Below are 25,602 nucleotides of genomic sequence, written 5' to 3' on the forward strand. Positions count from 1 at the left end.
CTCCTTCCCTTCTACCCGATCTTGGCCTCTACTGGTACCGCATCCTTCATCATCTTGCGGAATTGATCTCCAGAGAGCGTTTCTTCCTGCAGCAACACCTGCAGACATGCGTCAAACAGTTTGCGGTACTGGGCCAGCAGATCATACGTTTCTTTTTGCAGTGCATTCAAAATCCGGGTCGACTCGTCCTGCATTTTTTCCTTGTTGATCCAATCCGGATCGATGATGCCGAGATCAGAAAGACCGGTTTCGATCAAGGTCCGGGTGTACTGGTTGGCTTGCTGGTAATCATTGCGTGCGCCGGTGCTGCGGTTGCCGTAAATCAGCTCTTCGGCGGCCGCACCCGCGAGACAAATCTTGATCTGGTCTTCGATCTGCTTCCGTGTGTACAGATACCGGTCTTCACCCGGATGCTGGCGCACATACCCCAGCGCCTGCCCCCGTGGGGACAAGGCCACTTGCGAAACGGAACCGGGCCGGACCAACTCCGAGATGATGGCGTGCCCCAACTCGTGTATCGCCACACGCTCGCGCTCTTCTTGCGTCGCTTCCCGGTCCGTTTTTTCTCCCATCATCACTTTGTCGATCGCAGCGGACAAATGACGTTGGGTGATTTCCGGACTGCTCTCCCGCATCGCATAAATCGCCGCCTCGTTGGTGACACTCTCCAACTGTGCACCGGAAAATCCGAATGTCTCCACAGCCAGACGTTCCAGGCTCACATCTTCGGCCAGCGGCTTGTTTTTCGTGTGCAACTGGAGGATGTGCAGACGAGCTTTTTTATCGGGCAGATCCACTTCGATCTGCCGATCGAACCGCCCCGGCCGCAGCAATGCCGGGTCCAGCATATCCTTCCGGTTGGTGGCCGCGATCACGAGAATGCGGATGTCTTGATCCGTCGTAATGCCGTCCATTTCCGTGAGCAACTGGTTGAGCGTCTGATCGTACTCACGGTGTTGTGACCCTTCCCGATGTCCACCTATGGCATCAATTTCGTCAATAAAAATAATACCGCTGGTTTTTTGATTCCGTTTGGCTAACGTCCGCACTTCTTGGAACAATTCACGCATCCGTTGGGCGCCCACCCCGACATACATCTCCACAAATTCGCTCCCGGACGCCGAGACGAACACCGAATCGGTATAGTGAGCCGCTGCCTTCGCCATTAAGGTTTTCCCTGTGCCCGGCGGACCGGACAACAAAATCCCCTTGATGGGGCGAATGCCGTATTGCGAAATCTGGTCACGGTGGATCAGGAAGTCCAGCGCTTCCTTCAGTTCTTTCTTGGCACGATCGTGACCACCGATATTATCGAACGACGTCGTAGGCACCGATGCTTTGCTCTGAACCAACTTTTTTCGGCCCAGAGCAAACCCGCTGCCACGCGATTGCGCAAGAAGATATGCGCCCGTGCCAATGGCCAACAACGTGACCAACGGCAAGATACTGTATCCCAAGGTCAAAAGAAACACGATCATCGCGGAGGCGGAACCGAAGGCAATCGCTTTACCCATTATCCTTCACCCCGGAATTCGATTTATGCAACGGGAGAACGCGGTAAAGGGTATGCGGCCCACGATGCAGCTCCACGTAGAGGAACTGATCGTCCATCGTAATATCGTAACGGATCTGCATCGATTTGGCCACCGTATCCACCGATTTCGGAATTTGCGAATATCGCGTGTTCACCAATCCTTCCTCAATGCCGAAAACCATCTGATTCCAAGCCCGGTTCAACACCGGATCCGGCTTGTCTACCAACTGAATAGTTACCGCACGTTCTCCGGCCATGTTTTTGACACGTTTGTTCAAATCTGGAAACTGATCTGTGAAAGAAAAAGCAGCATCCGTGTTTGCTTTTATCCATACACGATCGGGTTCGATGCGCAATTCAACCAATTGAAAATGGGGTTCGTGTGTCAGCATCGCCTCGATCGGTTTTTTCAACGCCCACCACTGATAAACAAAATAACCGCCAAACAACAAGACCAGCGTGACAACCAAGCTGAGAATCGCAGCTATAACGCGCGTTTTCATGGGTGTCACGCCTCCTCTCTACGATTCTGTTGATCACAATCAGTATATCATAAAATATATATGGCTTGATGGAAGGAATCCCTGGAAAAACAAAAAAACGGCGGAAATCCGCCGTCTTATCGCATCGGGTGAAACACATAGCAAATAGTCTGTCGTAGTTGACCTTCGGAACGAATCTCGGCCACCATCTGCTCCAGTGTATGGTTTTTCGGCAAATACCACAACCGGTACCGCACATCGAATTGGTGTCCGATGATCTCTGCAAAATCGCTTGATGGTGTCCCCATCCATTTGCTGAGTATCTTGCCTACTTGGCGTTCATTCAGATCTTTCTGAAGCACAATAGCCCGCTTCCCCTGCCACTTGACCATTCCGATTCGTTCCACCCGCCCCCCTACATGCTGCATCCAAAGCAGGTGATCGCGCGGAGACATCAAACCCAGTTGTCTAGGTGTAGCCGTTTCCTGCGTGCCCGACCGGGACAAATGGATTTGATCCCCTTTTTTGAACACCCGGATTTGTTTTCCCTCGTTTTTCATAGCCCAGTCTTGACCCGATTGTTCACCGTTCATGGTAACGGTTTCCCCGCTGCCTTTTACTGTGAGCTGGAATGCATATTCTTTTTGTGCCAATTGTTTCCCGACAACGGACTGCCAATCCTTCGCCGCCCGGACTTCCACGGATTGTTTGGAGGAAGCGTCGGGCGCTGCATGAGAACAAGCGGCCAGGAGAATCAGGAGGAAAAGGAAAGAAAGCCGTCGCATGCCAGTAGTCCCCCTTTGCCGTTGGTATCATTCCATTGTATGTTGACAACCAACGGTTCACGACTCAAGACAAAAGAAAATGCCCGGATATTACGGGCATATGGGCATACGTACAAAATGTGTTAGACATAATGACTCTGTCTCGGGTGATACTATTCTTGCCCGAGGAGGTGAGCATCATGACCGCTTCCCTTTCCTCCGGTTGGATTTTGGAGGTGCTGAAATCCCATCTGTCCGACGAAGAATGGGACCGGATTCAGACGGTGATGCATGCAGAATCGTGGGCCTCCCCTTCCGCCCGCAAACGGCGTTGGCGGACTGAAGAGGAGGAGATCCCCTTACGGTTCACATTGGACATCGATGTAAAATCTTGATCAGTACCTAGTTTGACTACATTTCTCCTGCCTATACCTCTCCCCAATATTTACCTGCCCTCACCGGGCAGGTTTTTTCTTAAGGAGCAATCGCCTGAAAAGCCCGATTGGCCTCGTAGATGATCCGTTCTTCGTCCAATGTCAGACACTCGCGATCCTTCATAATTGGCCGTCCGTCAACATAAACGTCCCGTACATCGGTACTGACGGCCGCATATGCTAAATGGGACTCCACATCGTGCAACGGCTGCAAATGAGCTTGGTGGAGTGCCACCGTGATGAAGTCCGCTTTTTTCCCCGGCTCCAATGTGCCGATTTCCGAGTCGAGGAATAAGGCTTCCGCGCCGTAGATGGTCCCCATGCGAAGAGCTACATCGGCCGTTACCGCCAACGGGTCCTCATTGGCTCCTTTGTGGATCAGCGCGGCCAGACGGATTTCTTCCAGCATGTCCACATTGTTGTTGCTGGCCGGTCCGTCCGTTCCCAATGACGGTCGCATCCCGTGCGCCAGCATTTTGGGGATCGGCGCGATGCCGCTGCCCAGTTTGAGGTTGCTTCCCGGGTTATGGGAGACCTTGACGTCTTTTTCCGCCAACAATGCGATCTCGTCATCGGTCAGATGAACCGCGTGAGCCACCAGACATGGCAAGTCGAACACGCCTAGTTTATCCAGGTGCTCCACCGGACGAACGCCATACTGATCCACGTTTTGTTGGACTTCGGCGGCCGTCTCCGACATGTGCGTATGAATGGGCAGTTGGTACTCTGCGGCACTTTCCACAAACCTCCGAATAAAGTCGGGCGAACAGGTATACGGAGCATGCGGAGCCATCATCGTCGTGATCCGACCGTCCGCTTGATTGTGCCAATTCCGGGCGAACTGGACAGCTTCTTTCCATTTGGCCACCTGTTCCTCTTCCGAACAGAGTCCGATCGCACCACGGCACAGACGAGCCCGGATCCCTGCTTCCGCTACGACTTCGGCCACTTGATCCATGTGATCATACATATCGAGGAAACACGTCGTACCACCCTTGATCATCTCCAAAACTGTCAGCGCCGTTCCCCAACGGACCTGTTCGGGACCGAATCGCGCCTCCATCGGCCACATTTTCTCCTCTAACCACGTCTTCAGCGGCAGATCGTCTCCGTATCCGCGCAACAGCGACATGGCGGCGTGACCGTGAGTGTTGACCCATCCGGGTAATATCGCATGTCCGCTCATGTCGATCACTTCATCGTAAACGGAACGATCTTCCGGAACGGAACCGACGTATGTAATCCGGTCGTTTTCCACCGCCAACGCGGCATTGGTCAGTGGTTTTTCCCCGTCCTTCATGGTCAGTATGGTTGCATGGATAAACAAACGTTTCAAAAATGAACGCCTCCCCACACATGAATTGCCAGTCAGAAACCACGATAACCGAAATAGCGCGGAGACACAAGAGGGCTTACTTGGGGATCCATTTCAGAATATCCGTCAGATCGTGCCGCGAATCTTCTGCGAGCAACCTGGCGAACAGATCCCCTTTTTCCGCTAAACGCCCATGAATGGTAGCCAGCGTAAACTGTTCTGGGCGGGCGCCCTTTTTCAATTCTTCCCATGTCAGCGGAGTGGATACCGGTGCACCATTTCGCGCGCGGGGCGAATAAGGGGCGATCAGAGATTTGCCGCGCCAGTGCTGCAAGTAATCGAAATAAACCTTGTCACCCCTGTTTTTCACCGTCCGCTCGATCGTGATCAAACGCGGATATTTTTGGGCGAGATACATCGCGATAAACCGGCTTACCCTGCGTGTATCATCAAAAGTGTATTGGCGACGGATCGGTACGTATACCTGCAGCCCTGTCGCTCCGGACGTTTTGACATATGACGACAGTCCCATACCGTCCAATGCTTCTTTGGTGTAAAGCGCCACTTCCACCACTTTTTCAAACGGCGGGGCGGACGGATCCAGGTCAAATACGAGTTCAGGCGGTATGTCCGGAGCGTCCACTCGATCGAACGAAAGGTGAAACTCCAAGCAGGCCAAATTGGCCAGCCACGCTAACGTGGCTGTATCTTCCAAGAGTATGTATTCTACTTCGTTCCAAACAGCAGTGCGCACCCATTTGGGAGCGTGCGACGGTACATTTTTCTGATAAAACGATTTGCCATGCACCCCGTCCGGAAAACGGATCGTCGTCAACCATCTTCCACGGCAATGGGGCAACATCCACGGTGCCAATCGCGTCAAGTGCAACAGATACGACCATTTAGTGATGCCGTCCTCGGGATACATCATCTTGTCCGGATTGGAAATCGTCAGCTCTTTTCCTTCCACACGAATCGCGCGTGTCTCTTTCACACCCATGGCGACATCACTTCCTGCGCCCATTTTTGCGGGACAAACGTCCAAATGTCCCATTCTTACATACATTGGGAATGTACCTGCACGATTTAAGAAAGAAGAGGAGGAATATCAGATGGCAAAAGAAGAGAAAGCCCCAAAGAAAAAGACCGTCCAAGTGAAAAGCAAAGCTGAAGAAACCGCCTTGAACGAAAAAGAATTCGACTACCCCACTTATGACTACGGTCTGGAATATCCGTATCCCACCACTAGCGAGTATCCTGTTACGGGAGATGATTTTTATCTTACGGGAGACGATTTTTATCCTTATGATTACGAAACATACGAGTACGGTATAGAGGAGACAGCCCCAGGGGATCCGAACGCACAAGTGAACCTATTCCCGTTCTTCGGTTTCCCGTTCTTCGGTTTCCCGTTCTTCGGTTTCCCGTTCTTCCGTCCGTTCCCGTTCTGGTAACGTTGAAACGGTAATTGATTGTCCAATGTCGCTTCCGAATCAGATCGTGCCGTAATAATATCCGGCCAAAACATACATTGGGAATGCGCCTGCACAACTTTGAGGAGGATCGTCCGATGGCTAAAGAAGAAAAGACCCCAAAGAAAAAGACCCCTCAAGTGAAGAGCAAAGCCACCCGGAATGAAAACGAATACGGTTACCCCGCCTATAGCTACAATCCGGAAAATTTATACGGATATCCTGGTTATTTGGGTCATTCGTATCCAGCCATTAGCCAAGGCCCCGTTTTTTCGAGTGGCGAGAGCTCGTCCTCTCAGACACAACATTATCGCTATCCTTATTGTCCCCCTTATCACCCGTACTATCCCCCCTACTACCAGCATCCCTATCCGTACTACCCCCCTTACTACAGTCAGACTTATCCGACATACCCTTACCCTTCTTACCCCTACCCTTGCTGATCATCCGATCCCTTTTGCCCACTTTGGCGGGGAGTCCACCCTCGCGACAAGCGGGCTTTTTTATTTAAGGTGGCAAGGGGAACCCTTTGATGACAGGAGAACGCAATGTTCCATCCGGTGTCCAAGATAGGAACCGTATATGAACGGTCAAGAGGGGCTGTAACCAGACGACTGTTTCCGTTGACGGAAAACTCGGGACGACAGCAATCGGCGGTTTGGACATGCGCAATTGGGGAAGAGATTGCGTTAAAATGGTAAGCTCCCGTTGATTCAATCCGGTAGCCGCTTTGCCGATATACCGTTCGGGAGCACCTGCCGGTTCCCCCAATAGCAGCGCATTTACCCGTCCTTGCCGCAGAGTCGCCCCGATCACCGCCGCCCGCATCTCACGAAAATGCTTCACCTTTTGCCATGTAGGATGTTTCTGCCCCACATGATATACACCCTCGCGTTCCTTGATGACAATCCCTTCCATTTCTTTCTCCTTCATGGTCTCAAACAGAGCCGTACCGTTTTCGTAATTGTCGCAGACATGGATTCTCTTCAATCCGGAAGGAATCAGCCGGGTCAGCCGTTCGTAACGTTCATAGAGAGGACGATCAGTCCACCAACGTCCGTCGGCGAACAACAAATCAAATATCATATAATACACCGGAATGCGATCCTTTAACCGGGACTGGTTGGCCGGAGATCCCAAGTCCCGCTTCAACACCCGGAAAAAATCAGGACGACCGCCTTCGAGCGCCACCACTTCCCCGTCGAGCAACACGCTTTCACATTCCAGTAACGTCAACTCCGCCAGCAGGTCGGGATATGTGTGAGTCCGCTCGTTTTGCTTTCGGTTATACAACCACCACCCGGATTCGTCTCTGCAGGCCAGCAACCGAACACCGTCCCATTTGACTTGGTACCAGTACCGGTCGCTTTCGGGAATCGTCTCTTGCAATACAGGCTCCATCGGTTGAATTGCGGGCAGTCTCATCTTGTGCTCCCTCCGTGGCTTAGTCTCCCCCAATCCAAATGTAAGCCATCCCTCTTGGTAAAGGAGCTACTTTTCCCGGGTGGCCCACAACTTCATCGCAACCGAGTATCGATCTGGAAAACGCAGGCCGCGGGCAACTTCCTTTACTTTGCCCGCGGCCTTGACCTGCTTTCTTTCAGGGCGCTGAGTAGATCGAGATCAGTTACGGAACCATCGATTATGAACCGCTCTTTTTAAACCACTGCGCCCACTTTTTTGCCAACCAGTACGGTCCGATCAATAAAAAGCGGGGATTGCTGAAAAAGGAAGGTTTCTTTCCTTCAAATGCATGACCGATAAACTGCAAAATCCATCCCGCCACGAAAAGGATGAGGGCGGTTTTCCATTGAACAAACACCAGTGGAATCGAGATTACGATCATCGGGATGCCGAACGCGTGCGTCAATTGGTTGATTGGATGTTGGTGGTCCTGTTTGTATTTCTCCAATAATTCAGATAAACGCATGCACCAAACACCTCCCATCTACCGTTTTCGCTTTGTTCGAACAAACTCCCTTCTAAAACGTCCCTGTTGTCCCATATAGATAAATAAAAGCGGAGTTCAAAATGGAGGCGGCCATGAAACCGGGAATCAAACAAATCTTGATGCAGTCCGTTATCTTCACCGCATTGGCGGTTAACGTGATGTTGGGTGCCCTGCTTTGGGCGAGGGGGCAAGTGTCCCTGCCGGCCACCGCGCCCACCACCACCGTTCCCGTCTTACCGGGTGAACGGGTGGAGGTGCAAGATCGGTTTGAAGGTGCCAAACAACATGGAGACTGGCGGATTGAAACGTATGAGAAGGTGGAGTATCGCTACGACCGCTACGGTCGGTTGCTGGAGGCTATTCCCACCGGCGAGAAAACCTATATGCGGTACTGGGACAAACAAGAGCGGCCGAAACCGTGAGAACTCATTCTGTTCCGGCCGCCTTCTTTCTTTTTTGAGCCGCATCGATGCTCGCCTTGAGCGCTTCCATCAGATCGACCACTTTTTCCGGTTCAGCTTCCGGTGCTTCCACAATTTCTTCGCCGCGGATTTTCTTATCGATCGCTTCTTTTAATGCTTCACGGTAATCGTCGCGATATTTTCCGGGATCAAACGGTGTGGACAAGCTTTCGATCAGCTGGCGCGCCATCTCCATCTCTTTTTCCGGCAATGCCGTCTCTTGTGGAACCCCCGGCACCAATGTCGCAGAACGAACTTCATCGGGATAAAAGATCGTTTCCATCACCAGACAGTTCTGATACACCCTGACGACCGCCAAGCTTTGCTTGGAACGAATCGTGATCTGCGCCACACCGATTTTCCCTGTCTGTTCCATCGCTTCCCTAAGCAGAGTGTAAGCCCGTTCCCCGGTATCTCCCGGCCCCAAATAATAGGTGCGGTCGAAGAAGATCGGATCGATTTCCCTCAAATCCACAAAGTCGAGGATTTCGATCGACTTGCGGTTTTCCGGTGCGATCGCCTCCAATTCATCTTTTTCCATCAATACGTATTTACCGTCCGCATATTCTACCCCTTTCACGACATCGGCCCACGGTACTTCCTCTTGGCAATAAGGGCAGGTCCGGGTATATTGCAATGGTGTTCGGCATTTCTTGTGCAACAGGCGAAACGGTATCTTTTTCTCTTCGGTGGCCGCATACATCTTGACCGGAATATTGACCAAGCCGAAACTGATCGCACCTTTCCATATGGTATGCATGGCGTATCCCTCCATTTACGTGGACAAGTGTTGCCATCGTTGCCGGGTCAAATCGGGGCGTCCCTCGATGATATGGCACAATCCTTCGTAAAAAACGGGTTCTTTCCATTGGACGCACAGCTGTTGTGCTTGTTGGAATAGCTGGATCGCCTCTGCAATATGACCCTGTTCCAATAAGATCCGCCCTTTTTGAAAACAACCCATTGCTTGAACGGATGGTACCGATTGCTGCATGACCGCCTCCGCCAGCGATTCCGCCCGGGAGAACTCGTGCAAATGGGTCAGCAATTGGGAACGGATTAACAGCCAATCTGGTTGCTGTTTGACTTCATCCGGCACTCGAGTCATCATTTGTTCCGCCTTTGCCCATTCCCCCTGCTGCATCCACATCCACAGACGAGTGAACAGCAAATCCGGGTTTCGAGGAGCCAAACTCAACCCTTTTTTCAGCCAGGTCTCGGCATCCGTCGTTTTGCCGAGCGCCCACAGGTTCCAACTGATTCCGTGATAAGCAGCCGGGTTGACGGGATCATGTGACAGTAACTTCCGATACCAAAATATGGCCTCCTCCGGCTTGCCCATCTCTTCGTAGTCGTGGGCGATCGCTTCCATCACGTGGGGGTGGCGTGTTTTTTCGTACACCCAGATTCGCCAGTACAGGCCGTTTTCCCGTTCCCCCATTTGCTGATAACACTGTGAAAGGGACAACATGGCTTCCCAATCTTCCTCATCCAACAGGACAGCCTGAAAAAAGTGTCGGATCGCTTCCATGTATTCCCCTAGACGGAAGTGACAGGTCCCGATGTTGAACCACGTATCCGGATTGTGCTGGTCGTACGACAACGCCTTGTGAAATGCCCGGATTGCCTGACGGTCATCCCCGCGTTTGACCCGCACACATCCCAGCATATGATGGGCAAAGCCCAGAAAGACGTCATGTGTCGCTGTTTTTGCCACTATTTGGAACTGGCGGTCTGCTTCGTCCCAATCACCGGACTGAAAATGGCTGAGCGCCAAATAGATCCTCCCGAGCAGAAATTCGGGTTCTTCCTCCACCACTTGATGAAATGCATCTTCCGCTTGTGTAAACATCCGCAATTGATAATATCCCTGACCTTGTCGAAACTGTCGCACTGATTCCTCGCGCAGCCAAAATTCTTCCTCCAGACCCTGATCCTGGACAGACAGCTCGGGATGACGCTGAAGCAAGCGTGCCATTTGTTCCTCCACCAATGCCCATGATTCCAACAAATGTTGGCATACTGTTTGGATTTGGTGAAACCGCTCTTTCAACCGTTCACGTTCCTGTGCGGAACCGGTGGGATATTGGTCTTCGATTTCAGCCAACCCTTGTAGGATGGTATCCATCCACTGGTGAAACACGGTCATCCCTCCCCATCAGCAGTTTTCGCTAAGAGTATCTCCCGCTCCCCGTTTTCCATGCTGAAAAAAGGTGGGATCGCAGTGGGGATTCTGCTGAAACGAAAACAAGTCGTTCCCTGAAGGGAACGACTTGTTTGGTACAACCATTAGTATACTGTGCCATGTACTTCTTCTCCGATCACCGTCTGGATCTCGTTATTCTCTCCCATGATTGCGATCTTGGGCTGATGACGGGCGATCTCTTCTTCGCTCATCAGTGCGTAGGAAATAATGATGACCTTATCACCCGGCTGGACCAGACGCGCCGCTGCCCCGTTCAGACAAATCGTCCGGCTGCCACGCGGACCGGGAATTACGTAAGTTTCCAAACGGGCTCCATTGTTGTTGTTAACAATCTGCACTTTTTCGTTGGGCAAAATGTCGACACGTTCCAAAATCTCCTCGTCGATGGTCACACTGCCCACATAGTTCAAATTGGCTTCCGTCACCGTGGCCCGATGAATCTTGGCTTTCATCATTGTTCGAAACATGATCCGTCCCCCTCTTCCGGCAGAATCAGGTTATCGATCAACCGCGTTGAGCCGAACCGAACAGCCACCGCCATGATAATACGCTCGTTTTCCAAACGGTCAATCCGCTCCAGCCGTGGATAGCTCAACACTTGCACGTAGTCGATATCCGCCAGCGGTTGTGTACGGATTTCTTTTTCCAAAAAAGCAGTCACATCGGACGCCCGCGTCAGTGTACCTGCTTCAATTTGCTCCTTTGCCGCTCGCAGAGCTCGGTACAACACGGTCGCTTGCTGTCGCTCTTCCGGAGACAAGTACACGTTGCGAGAGCTCATCGCCAACCCGTCCGGCTCCCGGACAGTCGGGCAAGGCACAATCTCCACCGGAAAATTGAGATCCTCTGTCATCTGCTGAATGACCGCCACTTGTTGCGCGTCTTTCAAACCGAAATACGCCTTGTCAGGCTGTACGATGTGAAACAACTTCGTCACCACGGTCGCCACACCGTCGAAATGACCAGGACGCGATGCACCGCACAAAGGCTCTGTGATCCGACGCAGAGTCACGGTGGTCAATGATTTCGACGGATACATCTCGTCAACACTGGGCGCAAACAAATAGTCCACTCCCGCAGCCTCGGCAATCGCTGCGTCTCGCTCCAAATCCCTTGGATAGCGGTCGAAATCCTCATTTGGTCCAAATTGCAACGGGTTGACGAAAACCGACACCACCACCGTGTCGCAATCTTGGCGAGCCCGGTCCATCAGACTTTGGTGTCCCCGATGCAAGTAGCCCATCGTCGGTACAAAACCAATCGTTCCCGTTCGAAGGGGGCGCAAGGTCTGACGCAATTCCTGAATCGAATGAATGATCTTCATTTTCCGCTCAATCCTTTACCTCCGTACAGTGTGGCCATCGTCTCATTAGAGAGATGGAACACATGTTCCTCCTGTGGAAAACGCGTTTCTTTGACAGCTTGCACATAACGCCGGATCCCTTCCTGCATCACCGCTCCCGCTTCCGCAAACGCTTGAACGAAGGAAGGGTTTACCTCGCTTGCGATTTGTAAGACGTCGTGGAAGACCAGCACTTGTCCATCACAGTAACGTCCTGCCCCGATCCCGATCGTCGGGATGGTGATCGCCTCCGTAATTTCCCGCGCCAACTCCTCTGGCACGCACTCCAATACCAACGCGAACGCTCCCGCCTCTTCCAGCAGACGAGCATCACGGATCAGGCGCTTCGCCGTTTCGGCATCACGCCCTTGTACCCGGTAACCGCCCAGTTGGTGAACCGATTGCGGTGTCAAGCCCAGGTGGCCCATCACCGGAATGCCAGCCGCCACACAAGCGCGTACCACATGCAGGATTTCTTCACCGCCCTCGATCTTAACGGCTTTGGCTCCTGCTTCCTGCATTAGGCGTCCTGCGGCCCGAAGTGCATGCTCCGTTCCCAGATGGCTGGTGAGAAACGGCAGATCGGATACCACGAACGCATGTTTCGTTCCGCGGGTAACCGCCTTGGTGTGGTGCACCATATCATCGATGGTGACCGGGATGGTGGAATCATACCCCAATACCACCATCCCCAGCGAGTCCCCCACCAAAATCACATCCACTCCCGCCTGATCCGCCAATTTGGCCGAAGGATAATCATAGGCCGTGATCATGGCGATTTTCTGCCCTTTTGCTTTCATATCGCGCAACATGCGGGTGGTGACTTTTTTCCGCCCTTCCATCTCGATTCCCTCCGATCGCTGCTGAGCCGAACGGGAACCCGCCAAAGACAAAAAACGCCTCTCAGCCGGAAAAAGGACTGAAAAGGCGTTGGTTTCACCCTTTTCTCTGTCTCCGTCCCTCCCTCAGGCTCAGAGCAGACTTTGAAAAAGCGATTCGGTTTTCCCTTAACATGTCCATCAGGCCTACACGCGACGTGCAACTCCCGAAAAAGGGATATTGCCGTCGCCTTAAGGGTAACGCAAAAAAGTCAATTTGGCAATCCCTGCTCATACCAGCGAATGTCCGCTGAGTAGACGGGCACAATCCCTTCATCGGTTTCCAACAGCAATGCCCCGGAAGCATGAAGCCCCTTGGCTATACCCTGTCGCGGCCCTTGCGGGGTATGAGCCGTCACTGATTGACCGAGCATACAGGCGAAAGATTCCCAGGAATGGCGAATCGTTTCAAATCCTTCGCTCAGATACAGATCATACACATACTCCAATTCTTCCAAAATCGCCGCGATCAGCTTTGCCCGCCGATAGGTACGCCCACTTTCGGCAGCCAGTGAGGTGGCGATGGTTTTCAAATCCTCAGGGAACGATGTGGCCGGTGTGTTGACATTCACCCCGATCCCCAGAACGACATAATGAATTTGATCCTGTTCTCCTCTCAACTCCGTCAGGATGCCACACACTTTTCTCCCATCGATCAACAGATCGTTGGGCCATTTGATCGTGACCGGCAACCCCGTTTCTCTTCGGATGGCCCGCGTTACTCCGACTGACGCCATCAAGGTCAACTGCGGAGCGAGATTGAGCGGGATCGGTGGCCGTAGCAACAAACTCATCCAAATACCGGAGCGCGGCGGTGAGTGCCATTTCCGCCCCATACGTCCGCGTCCCTGTTTCTGCTCGTCGGCAAGAAACAAGGCCCCTTCCTCGGCGCCGGATCGCACGCCTTGATGTGCCAGCCATTGTGTCGATTCCACCGATTCCACATAATGAATAGCATGTCCAAACCGTCGCGTGGAGAGCAACGCCTTGATCTCCTCCGGCGCAATCCGGTCCGGCTGATACCGGAGGCAGTACCCCGCTTTCGGTCTGGCCTCGATTTCATACCCCGCCTTTCTCAGTTCGTCGATATGCTTCCAGATCGCTGTACGGGTACAGCCCAACTGTCTGCTGATCTCCTCGCCGGATACGAAATGACCGGCATGCTCGATCAGCAGTGCCAACAGGCGTTCGCGGATCTCACTTCCCAAATTGCCTTCCCTCCTCCAACAAACGGGAACGGTCGTTGGGCAACCGTCCCAATGCCACTTGCTCCAGTAAATACGCCAAAGCCTGTCCCACCCATCGACCGGGAGGGCACCCCGTCGCCCGGATCAGATCGCTTCCGTCAATCGCCAGGTCGGACAGTTGCCGTACAGGCATTTCCTTTGCCCATCTCTCAAACAGCACTTCCAGTCGCTCGGCTGTCTCTGTATCAATATGACCCATTACCCGGCTCCACTGAAGAGATTGTAACACCGGTTCCGTCCCCTGTCGGAAAAGGAGTCGTTTCCCCTCGGTCGGGGAAATCATTTGCCAATTCGGACAGTCGAACGCCAACTGGTAAATCCCGCCAATCATTTTCACATCCGCCGACTTTAATCGCAATAAACGCAGATGTGCCGCCGCTCGCTCCGGAGGAACGTGGCAAGCGTGTAACAATAACCCCCATCTTCCTTCGCGGGTGGTAAGACGGTCGAATCGTTCCGCGGGAAGCAGTTCTGCCTTTTGGATGTGCTCCCAGCAGTGAAATGGCGGCAGGTGGGGTAACAGGTCCCACTCCTGCAAATACTGCACTGCGATGGAAGGAGATTTCACCGACCACACTTTCTCCAACTCCGCCGTCACCCGTTCCACGGCCAGGTGTCTGAGGATATGACGCATTCGGCAGATGGCATGGCCTGTCTCGTCAGTAATCCGGAATCCCAGCTGAGCACTGAATCGAACTGCCCGCAACATGCGCAACGCATCCTCTGCAAATCGCTCTTCTGCGTTTCCAACAGTTCGGATTCGTCTCTCTTTCAAGTCTTTCTGTCCACCAAACGGATCATACAGACGCCCCTCTCGATCCATCGCCATCGCATTGACGGTAAAATCCCGCCGTGCTAGATCGTCCTCCAAACGGGAAACAAAGACCACTTTGTCGGGTCGGCGATGATCCGAGTAGCCTGTCTCAACCCGAAAAGTGGTCACCTCCACCGGTTGCCCGTCGAGAATCACGGTCACGGTTCCATGCTTCAGACCTGTCGCTGCCGTACGGGGAAACAACGCCTGTACCGTTTCCGGCCGGGCATCCGTTGTGACGTCATAGTCCTTTGGCTGTTTGCCCAACAACTCGTCACGAACGCAACCCCCGACCAGATACGCTTGATATCCTGCTGACTCCAAACGTTCCATCACCCACAATGCCGCTTTTCGTGGGTCCATGTTCTTCCTCCCTACTCTCACGGCTCAGCCAGTACCCGCCGATACAACGCTTCGTATTCATCCGCGATTTTTTCCGCACTGAACTGTTCCCGCGCCCGTTTTAACCCGTTTTCGGAGAAACGCCGGTGTTTAACCGGATCCGTCAGCAGCTCCAGCGCATATGCCGCCATCTGGTCTACATCCCCGATATCCGCCAGGTAACCGGTCTCCCCGTGCTTTACCACTTCCGGCAAACCGCCCGCGTTGGATGTGACAGCCGGGACGCCGCAGGCCATCGCTTCCAACGCCACCAAGCCGAAACTCTCTTTAGCGGATGGCAACAACAGCAAATCGGCGAGGGAAATGAGCTGCGCCACTTCGTCCTGTTTCCCGAGAAAGACCACTTGCTGATCCAAATTCAATTCATTTACCAGTTCCGACACCCGAGGCAACTCCGGCCCGTCGCCCACCAGCAACAGTCTCGCGGGGATTTGGCGCTGTACTTTTTCAAACACCCTGACCACGTCATCCACCCGTTTGACGGCCCGGAAATTGGAGATATGGAGCAGCAATTTTTCGTCCGGCCTCGCGTATTGGGCCCGGATGTGCGATACGTCGCGCGGATAGTAAACACGCGGGTCAACGAAATTGTAGATGCGTTGGATGGATGAATCCACGCAAAACGACTCGCGCGTCTGCTTCACCAAATCGTCCGACACTGCCGTCACTGCATCACTCTCCCGTATGCCGAAACAGATGATGTCCTGAAGTGACGGATCTTCCCCCAATACGGTAATGTCTGTCCCGTGCAGGGTGGTCACCACCCGAAACGACCCGCCGGTCATCTGTTTGGCCAGATATGCACAAATAGCGTGCGGGACGGCGTAGTGGACGTGCAAAATGTCCAATTGATGGATCTTGGCCACTTGGGCCATCCGGTTGGCCAATGCCAGATCATAGGGCGGATATTTGAATACCGCATAACGGTTCGCTTCCACTTCATGATAATGGATATGATGATGAAATCGTCCGAGACGAAACGGCATGCTGTACGTGATGAAATGAACCTGGTGGCCACGCTCCGCCATCATCTTGCCCAGTTCGGTGGCCACCACGCCTGATCCCCCGTGGGTGGGGTAACACGAAATGCCAATTCTCATCCTGCTGAGGCCTCCTCGTCATAGGAGCCGATCCATCGCCAACGGACGGGTCTTAGCCAATCCTTCCCCGTACAATGTGCGAATTTGATGGCCCCAAAGTTGGTCCCGTCCCCGAATCATTGCCAAATAACTGGGATGATTGAGTGGCGTATCCACTTCACCCTGAGAGCGGTCAAACTGACTGGCATAGGCCTGGATCGCCTCCATCTTTCGTTCGTAGACATCAGTGATATCGACGATGACGTCCGCCGGCCCAACATCGTTGATAAAGTAATGGAACACTTGTTCCACCCGATGGGCAGGCCAATCCCCGTCCACTTTCCGGTTGCGGATCCCGGCGTCAAACACTGCTTCCTTCACCATTCGGCTGCAGGCCACATGGTCAGGATGACGGTCCTCACTGTACGGAGCCAACACGATGCGCGGGCGCAATCGTCGGATCACCTCAGTCATGCGTCGAATCTGTTCTTCCGTACCTTTCAGCCCTCGGTCAGGAAATCCGAGATTGATCCGTTCGGTCAGACCAAGGACGGAAGCGGCTTTTTCTGCCTCCTGTCGGCGCAATTCCACCGTTCCATTGGAGGAAAGCTCCGCTGCTGTTAGATCGCAAATCGCCACCGAAAACCCTTGGGCCTGATGTTTGGCCAAAATGCCGCCCGCTCCAATTTCCACATCATCCGGATGGGCACCGAATGCCAAAATGTCCACACGTTGGTTGACCGTCATGCGTTTCCCTCCTCTCTGGCATTAGCTTGATTCACGATTTCCCGCCAGGCGAAATCCCCTTGTTGGATCGACCGGATCAACACTTCCGCCGCCGCGAGATTGGTGGCCACGGGAATGCCGTGCACGTCGGCCAACCGGAGCAATGCCAATATATCCGGTTCGTGCGGCTGAGCGGTCAGCGGATCGCGAAGAAAAATAATGCAATCCATTTTGTTTTCCGCTACCAGTGCCCCGATTTGTTGGTCGCCGCCGAGCGGTCCCGATTGAAACCGGTGAACATGGAGACCTGTCGCCTCCATGATCTTCCGACCAGTCGTTCCTGTTGCGTAAAGATGGTGTTGCTTCAATATATCCCGATAGGCGATCGCAAAATTCACCATTTGCTCTTTTTTTCGATCGTGCGCAATCAGTGCGATGTGCATCGGCTCATCCCTCCCGTGTAAAAGAATGGGCATGTGTAAACAACGCCGGTGTTCCACCGGTGTGCCAAAACAAGACACGGGAACCGATTTTGCCGCAATGGAACAGATCCAACAGACCCGCTAACGCCTTGCCGGTGTAGATAGGATCAACGAACAACCCTTCCGACCTTGCCAACAGGCGTATGGCTTCATTACCCGCATCTGACGGAACCCCATATTTTTTTCCTATGTAGGCGTCTTCCACATGCACTTCCGCGGCCGAAAGGCGTCGGTCGGAGCCCAGAAAAGCCAGAAGATCGTTCGCCATACGGACAACCTCCGGTATCAGCTCATCCGCCTTCAGCCATACACTGATCCCGATCAGTTTGATCGGGGCGGGATGAAGCACCTTCCCTGCCAACAGACCGGCCAACGTACCGCCACTGCCGACAGCCAGCACGATCGATTCCGGATGGGCTCCCGATTGTGCCAGCTGATCCAGCAATACATCCCACGCCCGCTTGTAACCGTAATCCCCGATGGGCGTGGAGCCACCTACCGGAACCACATATGGCTTTTTCCCTTTTTGCCGTGCTACTTCGGCCCATTTCTCCATTTCTTCCAGCAATGGTTTGGAACCGTACACCCCGGTGGTTTTCATTTCCGCACCCAATATGTGATCCAACAACAGGTTCCCCTGCTGAATGCCCATGTGCTTCCCGGCAAAACAGAGCCACGGTTCCAGTCCGGCACGCCGGGCGCACGCTGCCGTCAGCCGGGCGTGGTTGGACTGCGGGCTGCCCCCGGTGATGACTGTGTCACACCCCTTTGCCAACGCATCACCAAGCAGATACTCCAGTTTGCGCACCTTATTTCCACCAAACGCAATCCCGGTCAGATCATCCCGTTTGACCCAGCATTCCTTCAGCCCGGTGACCCGCTCCAATCCGTGCAGGCGGTGCAGCGGTGTCTCTCCCCACATCAGTGGATAGCGGGACAAATGTGTATCCACCTTGTCACTTCCTTTATAAATCCAAGATGTTTTCCAGGCCGTATACCAGACGATCAAATTCCATCACTTTCTCAATAGCCAGCTTCACACCCGGCATAAACGACTCCCGGTTCAATGAATCGTGACGGATCGTCAACAACTGCCCCGGCCCGCCGAACAGGACCTCTTGATGTGCCACGATGCCGGGAAGACGTACGCTGTGGATGCGGAATCCGTCGTAGTAAGCACCGCGCGCTCCTTCCAACGTCTCTTTTTCCTCAGGATGTCCTTGGCGAAACTCATTCCGTACATCCGCGATTAATTCTGCTGTTTTGACGGCTGTGCCTGACGGTGCATCCAGCTTTTTGTCATGATGCAATTCGATGATCTCCACATGTGGCAGATACTTGCTTGCCTTTGCCGCAAATACCATCATCAGTACCGCGCCGATGGCGAAGTTGGGCGCTACGATCGCCCCGATGCCCTTTTCACGACAACGTGCATCCAATTGTCCCAAATCCTCCCGCGACAGGCCACTGGTGCCGATCACGGGGCGAACTCCTGCTTCCAACGCGATTTCCGCATGACGCCGCACCACATCCGGTGTTGTGAAATCCACCAGAACGTCGGGACGGTCTTTGGCGATCGCTTCTTCCACCGATCCGATAAATGTCACACCCAGTTTACCGATACCCGCCACTTCTCCCACATCTTGTCCCACTGCGGACCGGGAAATGCCACTGACCAGCGTCATTCCTTCTTCCCGATGCAACAACTTCACCACTTCTTGTCCCATGCGGCCGCTCGCCCCGGCCACCGCGACACGAATCTCACTCATTGATTACTCCCTCCCCTATATGCGCTCATGCTTCAGTGTTCGTTTCGATGCGGGTCCAACGATTGGCATCTCGTGTGTTATATTTGTGCATGACGCGGTCAAACGCCTCTTCCAAATCAATACCGAGTGAATTGGCGAAACAAATGATGATAAACAGGATATCACCCAATTCCATGTCGATGCTGTTCTCTGCTTCACCCTCTTTTTTCGGCTTTTCTCCGTAGCGGTGATTCACTTCCCGCGCCAGCTCGCCCACTTCCTCCGTCATGCGGGCCAACATGGACAACGGTTGAAAATACCCTTCCTTGAACTGACGAATATATCGATCCACTTCTTGTTGCATGTCGTACATCGTTTTACGATCCATTCTGTAAACCCTCCTCAACCTCCTACATGTTACCCCATTTTGAGATTGGAAGACAAATCCCTCATCCATCCTTTACAGATCCTCATTGATGCTGCAATAAACCCCCTTGTATAATATAGCAGGTGAGAAACTGGGCATTTTAAACATGGAAACGAAGTAAAGGCGGGATCATATGAAAAAACACGTCAAAAACATTGTACTTATCTTGTTGGGTGCATTTATCTATTCTGTCGGCGTCAATTACTTCGCCGTCAACAACCGATTAGCCGAAGGCGGATTCACCGGTTTGGCGCTGCTGGCACACTACCAATTGGGCATCTCACCGGCGCTCTTTATTTTCCTCGTCAATATCCCGCTTTATTTCATCGGGTACAAAGTATTTGGGAAACATACGCTCATCTACACCCTGATCGGTACCAATGCCTCGTCTTTGTTTTTACAACTGACCAAAGGTTGGGGTAGTCCGCTCGATGACTTGCTGTTGGCCGCCTTGTATACCGGTGTACTGGTGGGCGTCGGATTGGGGCTGATCTTTCGCGTTGGTGGAACCACTGGCGGCGTTGACATCATCGCCCGTCTACTTAACAAGTATTTCGACTGGAGCATCGGCCGAACGTTTTTCTTGTTCGACCTGGGTGTATTGACGCTGTCCTATGTGTATATCGGACGAGAAAAAGCGATGTATACCATGGTTGCGGTCTTTGTTGGCGCACGCGTCGTCGACTTTGTCGTTGAAGGATTGAATTCAGCCAAAGCAGCGACCATCATCTCCAACTCCGCCGTCTCGATTTCCAACAAGATCACCCAAGAAATGAACCGGGGTGCCACCCTGTTAAAAGGGAGAGGCGGCTACACTGGGGTGGACAAGGAAGTCCTTTACGTGGTCGTCAACCGGAACGAATTGCCCCGTCTGAAACAAATCGTCCACTCCGTCGATCCGTATGCGTTCGTGGTCGTTCACGATGTTCGGGACGTGTTGGGAGAAGGGTTTACTTACGAAAGCCCGGAGGAAACTAAAATGCAGTGACCCCCGTTTGGACGGGGGTTTTTTGTTGAAGCAGAAAATACGATCTGTCTGACGAATATAGAGATAGGCTGCATATGACGTAGTTGTTTGGGGAGGAAAAATGAGAAAGGCGCGCTTTCTTTTTTGGTTTCTTTTTGTCTATAGCATGACAGTCATTTTTGAGTATCTAAAGTGTTACCTGGTGAAATGGGATTTTCCGATTCACCCCCTTTGTTTGGATCCGCTGGATTGATGGATTGTTCCAATTCCGGTGTCGGTTGTGGCTGTTGGGATTGAGATTCTTCGGGAGCGAAAAAAAAGAAAAAATGAAGCACAATAGTACCACGTTACGGTAAACGCACCGCCCGATACTTCTTCCAACTGACATAAGTCAGCACGGACACAATCACCCCGCCTACCATCAGCATAAACGAGACGATCGGCGTTTCCCATTCACCGTACATGGCCGTTACTTGTTCCTCCGGTCCGTAAAACAGCGGATTCAGCATCCCACGAAAACGGCTCACCCCACTGCGCAGCAGCGCGGGATTCCACGTAGGCCGCGATTGCTTGCGCAGAAAGGATAAGACCGAATCCACCTTGGTAACTGTCGTTGGGGTACGTGAGATCACGATAGCGGGGCGAATCAGTCGATAATGATCGAGCAGAGCATCTACCGCTATGCGCGCACGCACTTGATTCCCGGCGTTGATCGCCCGTTCGATGTCGGCCAAATCCCGTTGCAACACCGAGTAATACTGTCTCCACAGCGGCTGATTGGGATGCGTCAACGCATCAAATGCCATCCGCATCCGAAGCGCCGCTGCCATCAATGTGGTCGGGTTGGGACGTACGCGGTTCAACTCCTGTTCCATTTCTACCAATGTTTGCGACAACGTACGGATCTGCTCCACCGACAACCCGAGGGGAGACAAATTCGCACGCGAGAAACTACGCGAGAGCGCCGTCAACGCATCGCGTGCGGCTAATAAATCCCCACGCTGCACCAACTGATACACCCGCTCCGCCTGCCGCGCCCACTGCATCGGTTGCGTTTGTTCCATGGCGATTGCCGACTCTGATCCATAGCTGTGCAATATGACGAAACTGCTCCACAATATGACCAACAAGCCGGTCCATCTCTTCCACATGTGAACCTCTCCCGATTTGAAGAAGATTCCTTGTCCATACAGTCTATTCATAGAAATGGACGAGATATGTATGCATTTTTTCGTGGGACAGGGTTTGGTTTCATTTCCTTGTGGGGAATTGAAGTAATAGTTGGTTTTGTTTGTGAAGCAAACTAGTTTAAATAATTGATACATTGTTTTATGATGGATGTAACCAAATAAAAAAGCCGTTCCCGTCAAATCAATCGGAATCGGCTCCATGTTGAAACTTTTGACTCAGTGCCACCGTGATGACTCAAACACCATCACACCATACTGGGGTGCTATAGAATTATCTGAAACAACTGAGGTCACTCTTCGGAAATAAACTTTTGCCCCAACGGGGTGACGATTCCATCCATGCTGATCGAATTTTTCTCTTGATGATAAGTTTGAAGATCTTTCTCCCCCTTTTGACTGGCCCACCGTTGGAGAGTCTCACGCTCACCCGAATAGGAGAAGTAAGGAACGCTGTATCCGCATGACGTTTTCACTTCATATATGTTTACATAGATGATTTGGCGTGCTCCCGGAAGGAGATCGAAGTGATGAATCAATTGATTCCATTCAGATGAATCGGGCAATATTACGCGCCCCCTTCCATACAAGCGCAGGATCATGGGAGGACCTTCAAACGCAACAAACATCAACGTAATCCTTCCATTCTCCTTCAGGTGGGCACTTGTTTCGTTTCCACTGCCTGTCAGGTCCATATAGGCCACTTCTCTTGGCGAAAATATGCGCAGCGCATCATATCCTTTCGGAGAAATATTGATGTGACCCTCTTCACTTAAAGGAGCGGAACCCACAAAAAATATGCGCTGTTTCTTGATGAACGCTTCATGCTCCGGGAGTAAAGCCGGAAAAAGCTTTCCCATGCCGATCCCCCTTTACTGAACGAAATTTTTTATCAAATATATCAGATGATTTCGTTTAACAGAAGTTAAACTTCGAACAACAGGATCATAAAAAAGCCACGAGAAGACATCCTTCCCGCGGCTTTTTTGGCACAACAAAATAGCCATGCTCTCGCACGATTCTCCACCCTTTTATAACGCTTACGAGGTTAGTTGATGGATTCGGGTGGCTGAGAGTCACCCTACCCGGGCATCAACCCGGGATTCACCCAATGCAATCCGTGTCGGATTCAATCAGGTCGAACCTTCTGAAACCATACGGATTTTCCGGTAACAGGCTGGTCGTAAGAAATGACAAAATGCAATACCGTCGCAGAGGATGACGGATTGATGTACTGATGCGGCACATCACCGTTGAAGCGGATGGCATCATGTTCGCACAGTTGATACCGCTCCCCCTCGATTTCCACATCAAGCCGGCCGGACATCACCGTGACAAATTCCACCACACCGGGAGGATGTGCTTCCGAACGGTAGGTACCGTACGGCTGCAAGTACCCTCGGTACAACTCAAACACATGCGGTTGATGCGAACGGAAAACGGGCTCAACCTCAAATTCTTCGTCGGGATCCGACAAGACGAGCCCCTCTCTTTTTCTCGAAACGGCCACATCCGTCTCCACTGATAACAAGGCGGTAACTGGAACGGACAAACCGTTGGCGATCTTCCAAATCACCGAGAGAGTCGGGTTGGCTTCCCCGTTTTCAATTTTAAGTAGCGTCACTTTGCTGATCCCGATTTGCTTGGCCAACGCTTCCATACTCAAACCGCGGTGGACACGGATTTTGCGCAGGTTGGCGCCCACCCGTTTTCCGATGTGCTTCTCTTCCCATGGATTTTCCATCCTGCTGTTTTTCCCTCCGAGTATACAGCGAAATGACGTTTTCTTTCGATCAGTTGTATATTATAATGAACCAAAAGATAAATAAAGTATACCATCTGATCAAAAAAGGGGTGATACCCATCGCAAAGAACACACACACCCAAAAAATCACGGTAAAATCGGAATTTACTGCAGGGGTATTGTCGGCCATTCCCATCGTGGTAGGATACCTTCCCATCGCCGTTGCGTTTGGCATGATCGCCCAGCAGTCCGGAATACCGCCCCTTTTGTCCGTTTGCATGTCGGGCTTGGTTTATGCCGGAGCCAGCCAGTTTATGGCCGTCAATATGCTATCGACGGGAGCTGGAGCGTTGGAAATCGTACTGGCGACATTCGTATTGAATTTCCGCCATTTTGTGATGGGATTATCCCTGATGAACAAACTGAAAAAGATGCCCGTCGCATGGAAAATAGCCGTCTCCAGCGGCATCACGGACGAAACCTTCGCTGTCGCTTCCTTAAAAAAAGATATGATCGGCAAGTGGTTTCTCGCGGGACTGGTTCTCACTTCCTATGTCACTTGGGTGATCGGTACCCTGATCGGGGGACTGCTATCTCAGGTCATTCCCCCGAGTATCAGTGAAAGCATGTCGGTGGCGCTGTACGCCATGTTTATCGGATTGTTGATCCCGGCGGTCAGGGAGAATGGAAAATGGGGGATGATCGCCTTGATCAGCATGGGGCTCAACACGGTGTTGGGCATGTTTCTCAGCAGCGGTTGGTCGATCGTGTTGTCCACCGTACTGGGAGGATTGGCCGGAGTTTGGTTGATGAGGAGGAAAAAGGGATGACAGACCATCTACTGCTCATCATTTTGGGCATGTCGGTGGTGACACTGATACCTCGATGGCTTCCTGTATGGATCATGGATCGTATCACATGGCCCGATTGGGCACGGGAATGGCTCGACAGCATCCCGTATGCGGCCTTGGGAGCATTGATCTTTCCCGGAATTTTATCCGTCGCCAAAGGAGAACCTTGGATCGGTTTGGCAGGTGGGATTGTCGCCGCAATCCTGGCGTATTGGCGACTGCATATCATGTATGTCGTCTTTGGATCGATTCTGGCCGTGATGATGGCGAAATCATTTTGAATCCAAACAGCCCAGCGGAATTCCCCTTCGTCCGCTGGGCTGTTTTCATATGCTAGATCGGTTCATTCCACTGGTGGGATGAAAATATGAATGAAGAAAGTCTGTGTTGCAAACTAGTTTTTACTTTAAGATTGTGAGAAGTCTTCATTCTTCTCACCGACAACAATCGTTATTTGGTATCGTGATAAATGAATACTCACTCGGAGGGTTTAATGGAGTCAAGTCTGTTGGATCTAATTGGTTTTTCGAGTATTCACCAGTCTGAAAAGCTAACTGAAATGTGTGATCACACATTCATTTGAAAAGGGTTGTCTGAATGGCCACATCTTAGAACGTATCCTGTGAGTCTTAATCTAGCTATCCGCACCGCTTGGGACATTGTTTCCCAATTTGTTGCGACAAGATGCGAACCGCCCTGCCCAGCTTCGATACGTCAACGAATAGCCTGGTTTCCTCACCGATATAGATCGCCTTCACCTTTACCCTGCACCACAATGCGCCGAAGATCCGTTGATGACACCGGGTGTTCCGGGTGGAAATGCGGAGGATTTGAAGCACTTTTTTCTCCTGAAAAGGCACACAAAGGGATCTCAACACATTTCTAACCACTTGGAGATCACTTCTTCTTTCCAAATCGGGAGGACCGACGACCAATCTGACCAGATTGAGTTGATGGCGCAGTCTTGTTTGAAGATAACCAGTGATATTGACCTGTTTCCCTGCGATACCGCTCAAAATGCAACTCAGTGTACGATCCTTGACCATAAAGTTGACACTCCACACGGCTGAAGCCGTGGGATTCTTGAGT

General features: G+C 52.2%; 29 protein-coding genes, 1 pseudogene and 1 riboswitch. Of the genes and pseudogenes, 6 read left to right on the forward strand and 24 right to left on the reverse strand.

The annotated features are described in order from the left end of the window. Positions 1-11 precede the first annotated feature (11 nt). The 3 genes from NWF35_RS04885 to NWF35_RS04895 all read right to left on the reverse strand — a co-directional run bounded on the left by NWF35_RS04885 (position 12) and on the right by NWF35_RS04895 (position 2,801). Positions 12-1,514 (reverse strand): AAA family ATPase, encoded by a 1,503-nt coding sequence (locus NWF35_RS04885; protein WP_301237968.1) that lies wholly within the window; start codon positions 1,512-1,514, stop codon positions 12-14. Further along, positions 1,507-2,037, reverse strand: a complete 531-nt coding sequence (locus NWF35_RS04890; protein WP_301237969.1) for a hypothetical protein — start codon at positions 2,035-2,037, stop codon at positions 1,507-1,509. Before NWF35_RS04890 ends, NWF35_RS04885 begins: the two co-directional genes overlap by 8 nt. A gap of 116 nt (positions 2,038-2,153) precedes the next feature. After that, on the reverse strand, positions 2,154-2,801 hold the full coding sequence (locus NWF35_RS04895) for a hypothetical protein (protein ID WP_301237970.1): 648 nt from the start codon (positions 2,799-2,801) through the stop codon (positions 2,154-2,156). Positions 2,802-2,980: 179 nt separating this feature from the next. Here NWF35_RS04895 and NWF35_RS04900 point away from each other — a divergent pair, with 179 nt between their 5' ends. Next, positions 2,981-3,175 carry a hypothetical protein gene (locus NWF35_RS04900; protein ID WP_205494821.1) on the forward strand — a complete coding sequence of 65 codons (195 nt, stop codon included), beginning with the start codon at positions 2,981-2,983 and terminating at the stop codon, positions 3,173-3,175. A gap of 79 nt (positions 3,176-3,254) precedes the next feature. Here NWF35_RS04900 and NWF35_RS04905 read toward each other — a convergent pair whose 3' ends face one another. Continuing rightward, positions 3,255-4,514, reverse strand: coding sequence for an amidohydrolase (locus tag NWF35_RS04905; RefSeq protein WP_301237996.1), 1,260 nt, complete (start codon positions 4,512-4,514; stop codon positions 3,255-3,257). 112 nt (positions 4,515-4,626) lie between these two features. Further along, entirely contained in the window at positions 4,627-5,529 is a 903-nt protein-coding gene (gene ligD, locus NWF35_RS04910; RefSeq protein WP_301237971.1) for a non-homologous end-joining DNA ligase, read from the reverse strand. Positions 5,530-5,641: 112 nt separating this feature from the next. Here ligD and NWF35_RS04915 point away from each other — a divergent pair, with 112 nt between their 5' ends. Further along, positions 5,642-5,983 carry a hypothetical protein gene (locus NWF35_RS04915; protein ID WP_301237972.1) on the forward strand — a complete coding sequence of 114 codons (342 nt, stop codon included), beginning with the start codon at positions 5,642-5,644 and terminating at the stop codon, positions 5,981-5,983. 525 nt (positions 5,984-6,508) lie between these two features. Here the strand turns inward: NWF35_RS04915 and NWF35_RS04920 are convergent. Further along, positions 6,509-7,426, reverse strand: coding sequence for an ATP-dependent DNA ligase (locus tag NWF35_RS04920; RefSeq protein WP_301237973.1), 918 nt, complete (start codon positions 7,424-7,426; stop codon positions 6,509-6,511). A 217-nt stretch (positions 7,427-7,643) separates the two neighbouring features. After that, positions 7,644-7,931, reverse strand: a complete 288-nt coding sequence (locus NWF35_RS04925; RefSeq protein WP_301237974.1) for an Mpo1-like protein — start codon at positions 7,929-7,931, stop codon at positions 7,644-7,646. 113 nt (positions 7,932-8,044) lie between these two features. On the opposite strand from NWF35_RS04925, the gene NWF35_RS04930 reads away from it, so the two are divergent. Next, a complete protein-coding gene (locus NWF35_RS04930; RefSeq protein ID WP_301237975.1) occupies positions 8,045-8,374 on the forward strand; it encodes a hypothetical protein in 330 nt (109 codons plus the stop codon). A gap of 4 nt (positions 8,375-8,378) precedes the next feature. On the opposite strand, the gene ku is transcribed toward NWF35_RS04930, so the two are convergent. The 13 genes from ku to NWF35_RS04995 form a co-directional block, all read right to left on the reverse strand. Continuing rightward, positions 8,379-9,173 (reverse strand): non-homologous end joining protein Ku, encoded by a 795-nt coding sequence (gene ku / locus NWF35_RS04935; RefSeq protein ID WP_301237976.1) that lies wholly within the window; start codon positions 9,171-9,173, stop codon positions 8,379-8,381. A 15-nt stretch (positions 9,174-9,188) separates the two neighbouring features. Next, positions 9,189-10,556 (reverse strand): tetratricopeptide repeat protein, encoded by a 1,368-nt coding sequence (locus NWF35_RS04940; protein WP_301237977.1) that lies wholly within the window; start codon positions 10,554-10,556, stop codon positions 9,189-9,191. 146 nt (positions 10,557-10,702) lie between these two features. Further along, positions 10,703-11,086: an aspartate 1-decarboxylase gene (gene panD, locus NWF35_RS04945; RefSeq protein ID WP_301237978.1), complete on the reverse strand. Its 384-nt coding sequence runs from the start codon at positions 11,084-11,086 to the stop codon at positions 10,703-10,705. Beyond that, positions 11,071-11,943, reverse strand: a complete 873-nt coding sequence (panC, locus tag NWF35_RS04950) for a pantoate--beta-alanine ligase (protein WP_301237979.1) — start codon at positions 11,941-11,943, stop codon at positions 11,071-11,073. The genes panD and panC overlap by 16 nt, the downstream gene beginning before the upstream one ends. Further along, a complete protein-coding gene (gene panB / locus NWF35_RS04955; RefSeq protein ID WP_301237980.1) occupies positions 11,940-12,803 on the reverse strand; it encodes a 3-methyl-2-oxobutanoate hydroxymethyltransferase in 864 nt (287 codons plus the stop codon). Before panB ends, panC begins: the two co-directional genes overlap by 4 nt. Positions 12,804-13,051: 248 nt before the next feature. Further along, a complete protein-coding gene (locus tag NWF35_RS04960; RefSeq protein ID WP_301237981.1) occupies positions 13,052-14,047 on the reverse strand; it encodes a biotin--[acetyl-CoA-carboxylase] ligase in 996 nt (331 codons plus the stop codon). Next, complete coding sequence (locus NWF35_RS04965; protein ID WP_301237982.1) at positions 14,037-15,263, reverse strand: CCA tRNA nucleotidyltransferase; 1,227 nt, start codon at positions 15,261-15,263, stop codon at positions 14,037-14,039. The genes NWF35_RS04960 and NWF35_RS04965 overlap by 11 nt, the downstream gene beginning before the upstream one ends. Before the next feature lie 17 nt (positions 15,264-15,280). Further along, a complete protein-coding gene (gene bshA / locus NWF35_RS04970; RefSeq protein WP_301237983.1) occupies positions 15,281-16,402 on the reverse strand; it encodes an N-acetyl-alpha-D-glucosaminyl L-malate synthase BshA in 1,122 nt (373 codons plus the stop codon). 18 nt (positions 16,403-16,420) lie between these two features. Further along, entirely contained in the window at positions 16,421-17,128 is a 708-nt protein-coding gene (gene bshB1 / locus NWF35_RS04975) for a bacillithiol biosynthesis deacetylase BshB1 (protein WP_301237984.1), read from the reverse strand. After that, positions 17,125-17,550 carry a methylglyoxal synthase gene (mgsA, locus tag NWF35_RS04980; protein WP_301237985.1) on the reverse strand — a complete coding sequence of 142 codons (426 nt, stop codon included), beginning with the start codon at positions 17,548-17,550 and terminating at the stop codon, positions 17,125-17,127. The genes bshB1 and mgsA overlap by 4 nt, the downstream gene beginning before the upstream one ends. A gap of 4 nt (positions 17,551-17,554) precedes the next feature. Next, a complete protein-coding gene (locus tag NWF35_RS04985) occupies positions 17,555-18,541 on the reverse strand; it encodes a 1-aminocyclopropane-1-carboxylate deaminase/D-cysteine desulfhydrase (protein WP_301237986.1) in 987 nt (328 codons plus the stop codon). Between the two features lie 13 nt (positions 18,542-18,554). After that, positions 18,555-19,358 carry a 4-hydroxy-tetrahydrodipicolinate reductase gene (gene dapB, locus NWF35_RS04990; RefSeq protein WP_301237987.1) on the reverse strand — a complete coding sequence of 268 codons (804 nt, stop codon included), beginning with the start codon at positions 19,356-19,358 and terminating at the stop codon, positions 18,555-18,557. 25 nt (positions 19,359-19,383) lie between these two features. Further along, entirely contained in the window at positions 19,384-19,725 is a 342-nt protein-coding gene (locus tag NWF35_RS04995; RefSeq protein WP_301237988.1) for a nucleotide pyrophosphohydrolase, read from the reverse strand. A gap of 172 nt (positions 19,726-19,897) precedes the next feature. On the opposite strand from NWF35_RS04995, the gene NWF35_RS05000 reads away from it, so the two are divergent. Continuing rightward, positions 19,898-20,752 carry a YitT family protein gene (locus tag NWF35_RS05000; RefSeq protein ID WP_301237989.1) on the forward strand — a complete coding sequence of 285 codons (855 nt, stop codon included), beginning with the start codon at positions 19,898-19,900 and terminating at the stop codon, positions 20,750-20,752. Positions 20,753-21,078: 326 nt separating this feature from the next. Here NWF35_RS05000 and NWF35_RS05005 read toward each other — a convergent pair whose 3' ends face one another. The 3 genes and pseudogenes from NWF35_RS05005 to NWF35_RS05015 all read right to left on the reverse strand — a co-directional run. Continuing rightward, on the reverse strand, positions 21,079-21,882 hold the full coding sequence (locus tag NWF35_RS05005; protein ID WP_301237990.1) for a sporulation protein YpjB: 804 nt from the start codon (positions 21,880-21,882) through the stop codon (positions 21,079-21,081). A gap of 329 nt (positions 21,883-22,211) precedes the next feature. After that, complete coding sequence (locus NWF35_RS05010; protein WP_301237991.1) at positions 22,212-22,778, reverse strand: pyridoxamine 5'-phosphate oxidase family protein; 567 nt, start codon at positions 22,776-22,778, stop codon at positions 22,212-22,214. Between the two features lie 162 nt (positions 22,779-22,940). Next, a riboswitch (cyclic di-AMP (ydaO/yuaA leader) is annotated at positions 22,941-23,118 on the reverse strand. A gap of 52 nt (positions 23,119-23,170) precedes the next feature. Continuing rightward, positions 23,171-23,662 (reverse strand): annotated as a pseudogene (locus NWF35_RS05015) (helix-turn-helix domain-containing protein); the annotation flags it as partial. A 65-nt stretch (positions 23,663-23,727) separates the two neighbouring features. Between NWF35_RS05015 and NWF35_RS05020 the strand changes: the two are divergent. After that, on the forward strand, positions 23,728-24,492 hold the full coding sequence (locus tag NWF35_RS05020) for an AzlC family ABC transporter permease (RefSeq protein WP_301237992.1): 765 nt from the start codon (positions 23,728-23,730) through the stop codon (positions 24,490-24,492). Then, on the forward strand, positions 24,489-24,794 hold the full coding sequence (locus tag NWF35_RS05025; protein WP_301237993.1) for an AzlD domain-containing protein: 306 nt from the start codon (positions 24,489-24,491) through the stop codon (positions 24,792-24,794). Before NWF35_RS05020 ends, NWF35_RS05025 begins: the two co-directional genes overlap by 4 nt. A gap of 357 nt (positions 24,795-25,151) precedes the next feature. Here the strand turns inward: NWF35_RS05025 and NWF35_RS05030 are convergent. After that, positions 25,152-25,602: hypothetical protein (locus NWF35_RS05030; RefSeq protein WP_301237994.1), on the reverse strand; the 451-nt coding region annotated here is incomplete at its 5' end.

The sequence above is a fragment of the Polycladomyces subterraneus genome (assembly GCF_030433435.1).
Lineage (GTDB): Bacteria > Bacillota > Bacilli > Thermoactinomycetales > JIR-001 > Polycladomyces > Polycladomyces subterraneus.

Excerpts from the sequence above, each read along its gene's own strand:
- NWF35_RS04885 (WP_301237968.1), bottom strand. The coding sequence starts at position 1,514 with ATGGGTAAAGCGATTGCCTTCGGTTCCGCCTCCGCGATGATCGTGTTT.
- NWF35_RS04890 (WP_301237969.1), bottom strand. The coding sequence starts at position 2,037 with ATGAAAACGCGCGTTATAGCTGCGATTCTCAGCTTGGTTGTCACGCTG.
- NWF35_RS04895 (WP_301237970.1), bottom strand. The coding sequence starts at position 2,801 with ATGCGACGGCTTTCTTTCCTTTTCCTCCTGATTCTCCTGGCCGCTTGT.
- NWF35_RS04900 (WP_205494821.1), top strand. The coding sequence starts at position 2,981 with ATGACCGCTTCCCTTTCCTCCGGTTGGATTTTGGAGGTGCTGAAATCC.
- NWF35_RS04905 (WP_301237996.1), bottom strand. The coding sequence starts at position 4,514 with ATGAAGGACGGGGAAAAACCACTGACCAATGCCGCGTTGGCGGTGGAA.
- ligD (WP_301237971.1), bottom strand. The coding sequence starts at position 5,529 with ATGGGTGTGAAAGAGACACGCGCGATTCGTGTGGAAGGAAAAGAGCTG.
- NWF35_RS04915 (WP_301237972.1), top strand. The coding sequence starts at position 5,642 with ATGGCAAAAGAAGAGAAAGCCCCAAAGAAAAAGACCGTCCAAGTGAAA.
- NWF35_RS04920 (WP_301237973.1), bottom strand. The coding sequence starts at position 7,426 with ATGAGACTGCCCGCAATTCAACCGATGGAGCCTGTATTGCAAGAGACG.
- NWF35_RS04925 (WP_301237974.1), bottom strand. The coding sequence starts at position 7,931 with ATGCGTTTATCTGAATTATTGGAGAAATACAAACAGGACCACCAACAT.
- NWF35_RS04930 (WP_301237975.1), top strand. The coding sequence starts at position 8,045 with ATGAAACCGGGAATCAAACAAATCTTGATGCAGTCCGTTATCTTCACC.
- ku (WP_301237976.1), bottom strand. The coding sequence starts at position 9,173 with ATGCATACCATATGGAAAGGTGCGATCAGTTTCGGCTTGGTCAATATT.
- panD (WP_301237978.1), bottom strand. The coding sequence starts at position 11,086 with ATGTTTCGAACAATGATGAAAGCCAAGATTCATCGGGCCACGGTGACG.
- panC (WP_301237979.1), bottom strand. The coding sequence starts at position 11,943 with ATGAAGATCATTCATTCGATTCAGGAATTGCGTCAGACCTTGCGCCCC.
- panB (WP_301237980.1), bottom strand. The coding sequence starts at position 12,803 with ATGGAAGGGCGGAAAAAAGTCACCACCCGCATGTTGCGCGATATGAAA.
- NWF35_RS04965 (WP_301237982.1), bottom strand. The coding sequence starts at position 15,263 with ATGGACCCACGAAAAGCGGCATTGTGGGTGATGGAACGTTTGGAGTCA.
- bshA (WP_301237983.1), bottom strand. The coding sequence starts at position 16,402 with ATGAGAATTGGCATTTCGTGTTACCCCACCCACGGGGGATCAGGCGTG.
- bshB1 (WP_301237984.1), bottom strand. The coding sequence starts at position 17,128 with ATGACGGTCAACCAACGTGTGGACATTTTGGCATTCGGTGCCCATCCG.
- mgsA (WP_301237985.1), bottom strand. The coding sequence starts at position 17,550 with ATGCACATCGCACTGATTGCGCACGATCGAAAAAAAGAGCAAATGGTG.
- dapB (WP_301237987.1), bottom strand. The coding sequence starts at position 19,358 with ATGAGTGAGATTCGTGTCGCGGTGGCCGGGGCGAGCGGCCGCATGGGA.
- NWF35_RS04995 (WP_301237988.1), bottom strand. The coding sequence starts at position 19,725 with ATGGATCGTAAAACGATGTACGACATGCAACAAGAAGTGGATCGATAT.
- NWF35_RS05000 (WP_301237989.1), top strand. The coding sequence starts at position 19,898 with ATGAAAAAACACGTCAAAAACATTGTACTTATCTTGTTGGGTGCATTT.
- NWF35_RS05005 (WP_301237990.1), bottom strand. The coding sequence starts at position 21,882 with ATGTGGAAGAGATGGACCGGCTTGTTGGTCATATTGTGGAGCAGTTTC.
- NWF35_RS05010 (WP_301237991.1), bottom strand. The coding sequence starts at position 22,778 with ATGGGAAAGCTTTTTCCGGCTTTACTCCCGGAGCATGAAGCGTTCATC.
- NWF35_RS05020 (WP_301237992.1), top strand. The coding sequence starts at position 23,728 with ATGAACCAAAAGATAAATAAAGTATACCATCTGATCAAAAAAGGGGTG.
- NWF35_RS05025 (WP_301237993.1), top strand. The coding sequence starts at position 24,489 with ATGACAGACCATCTACTGCTCATCATTTTGGGCATGTCGGTGGTGACA.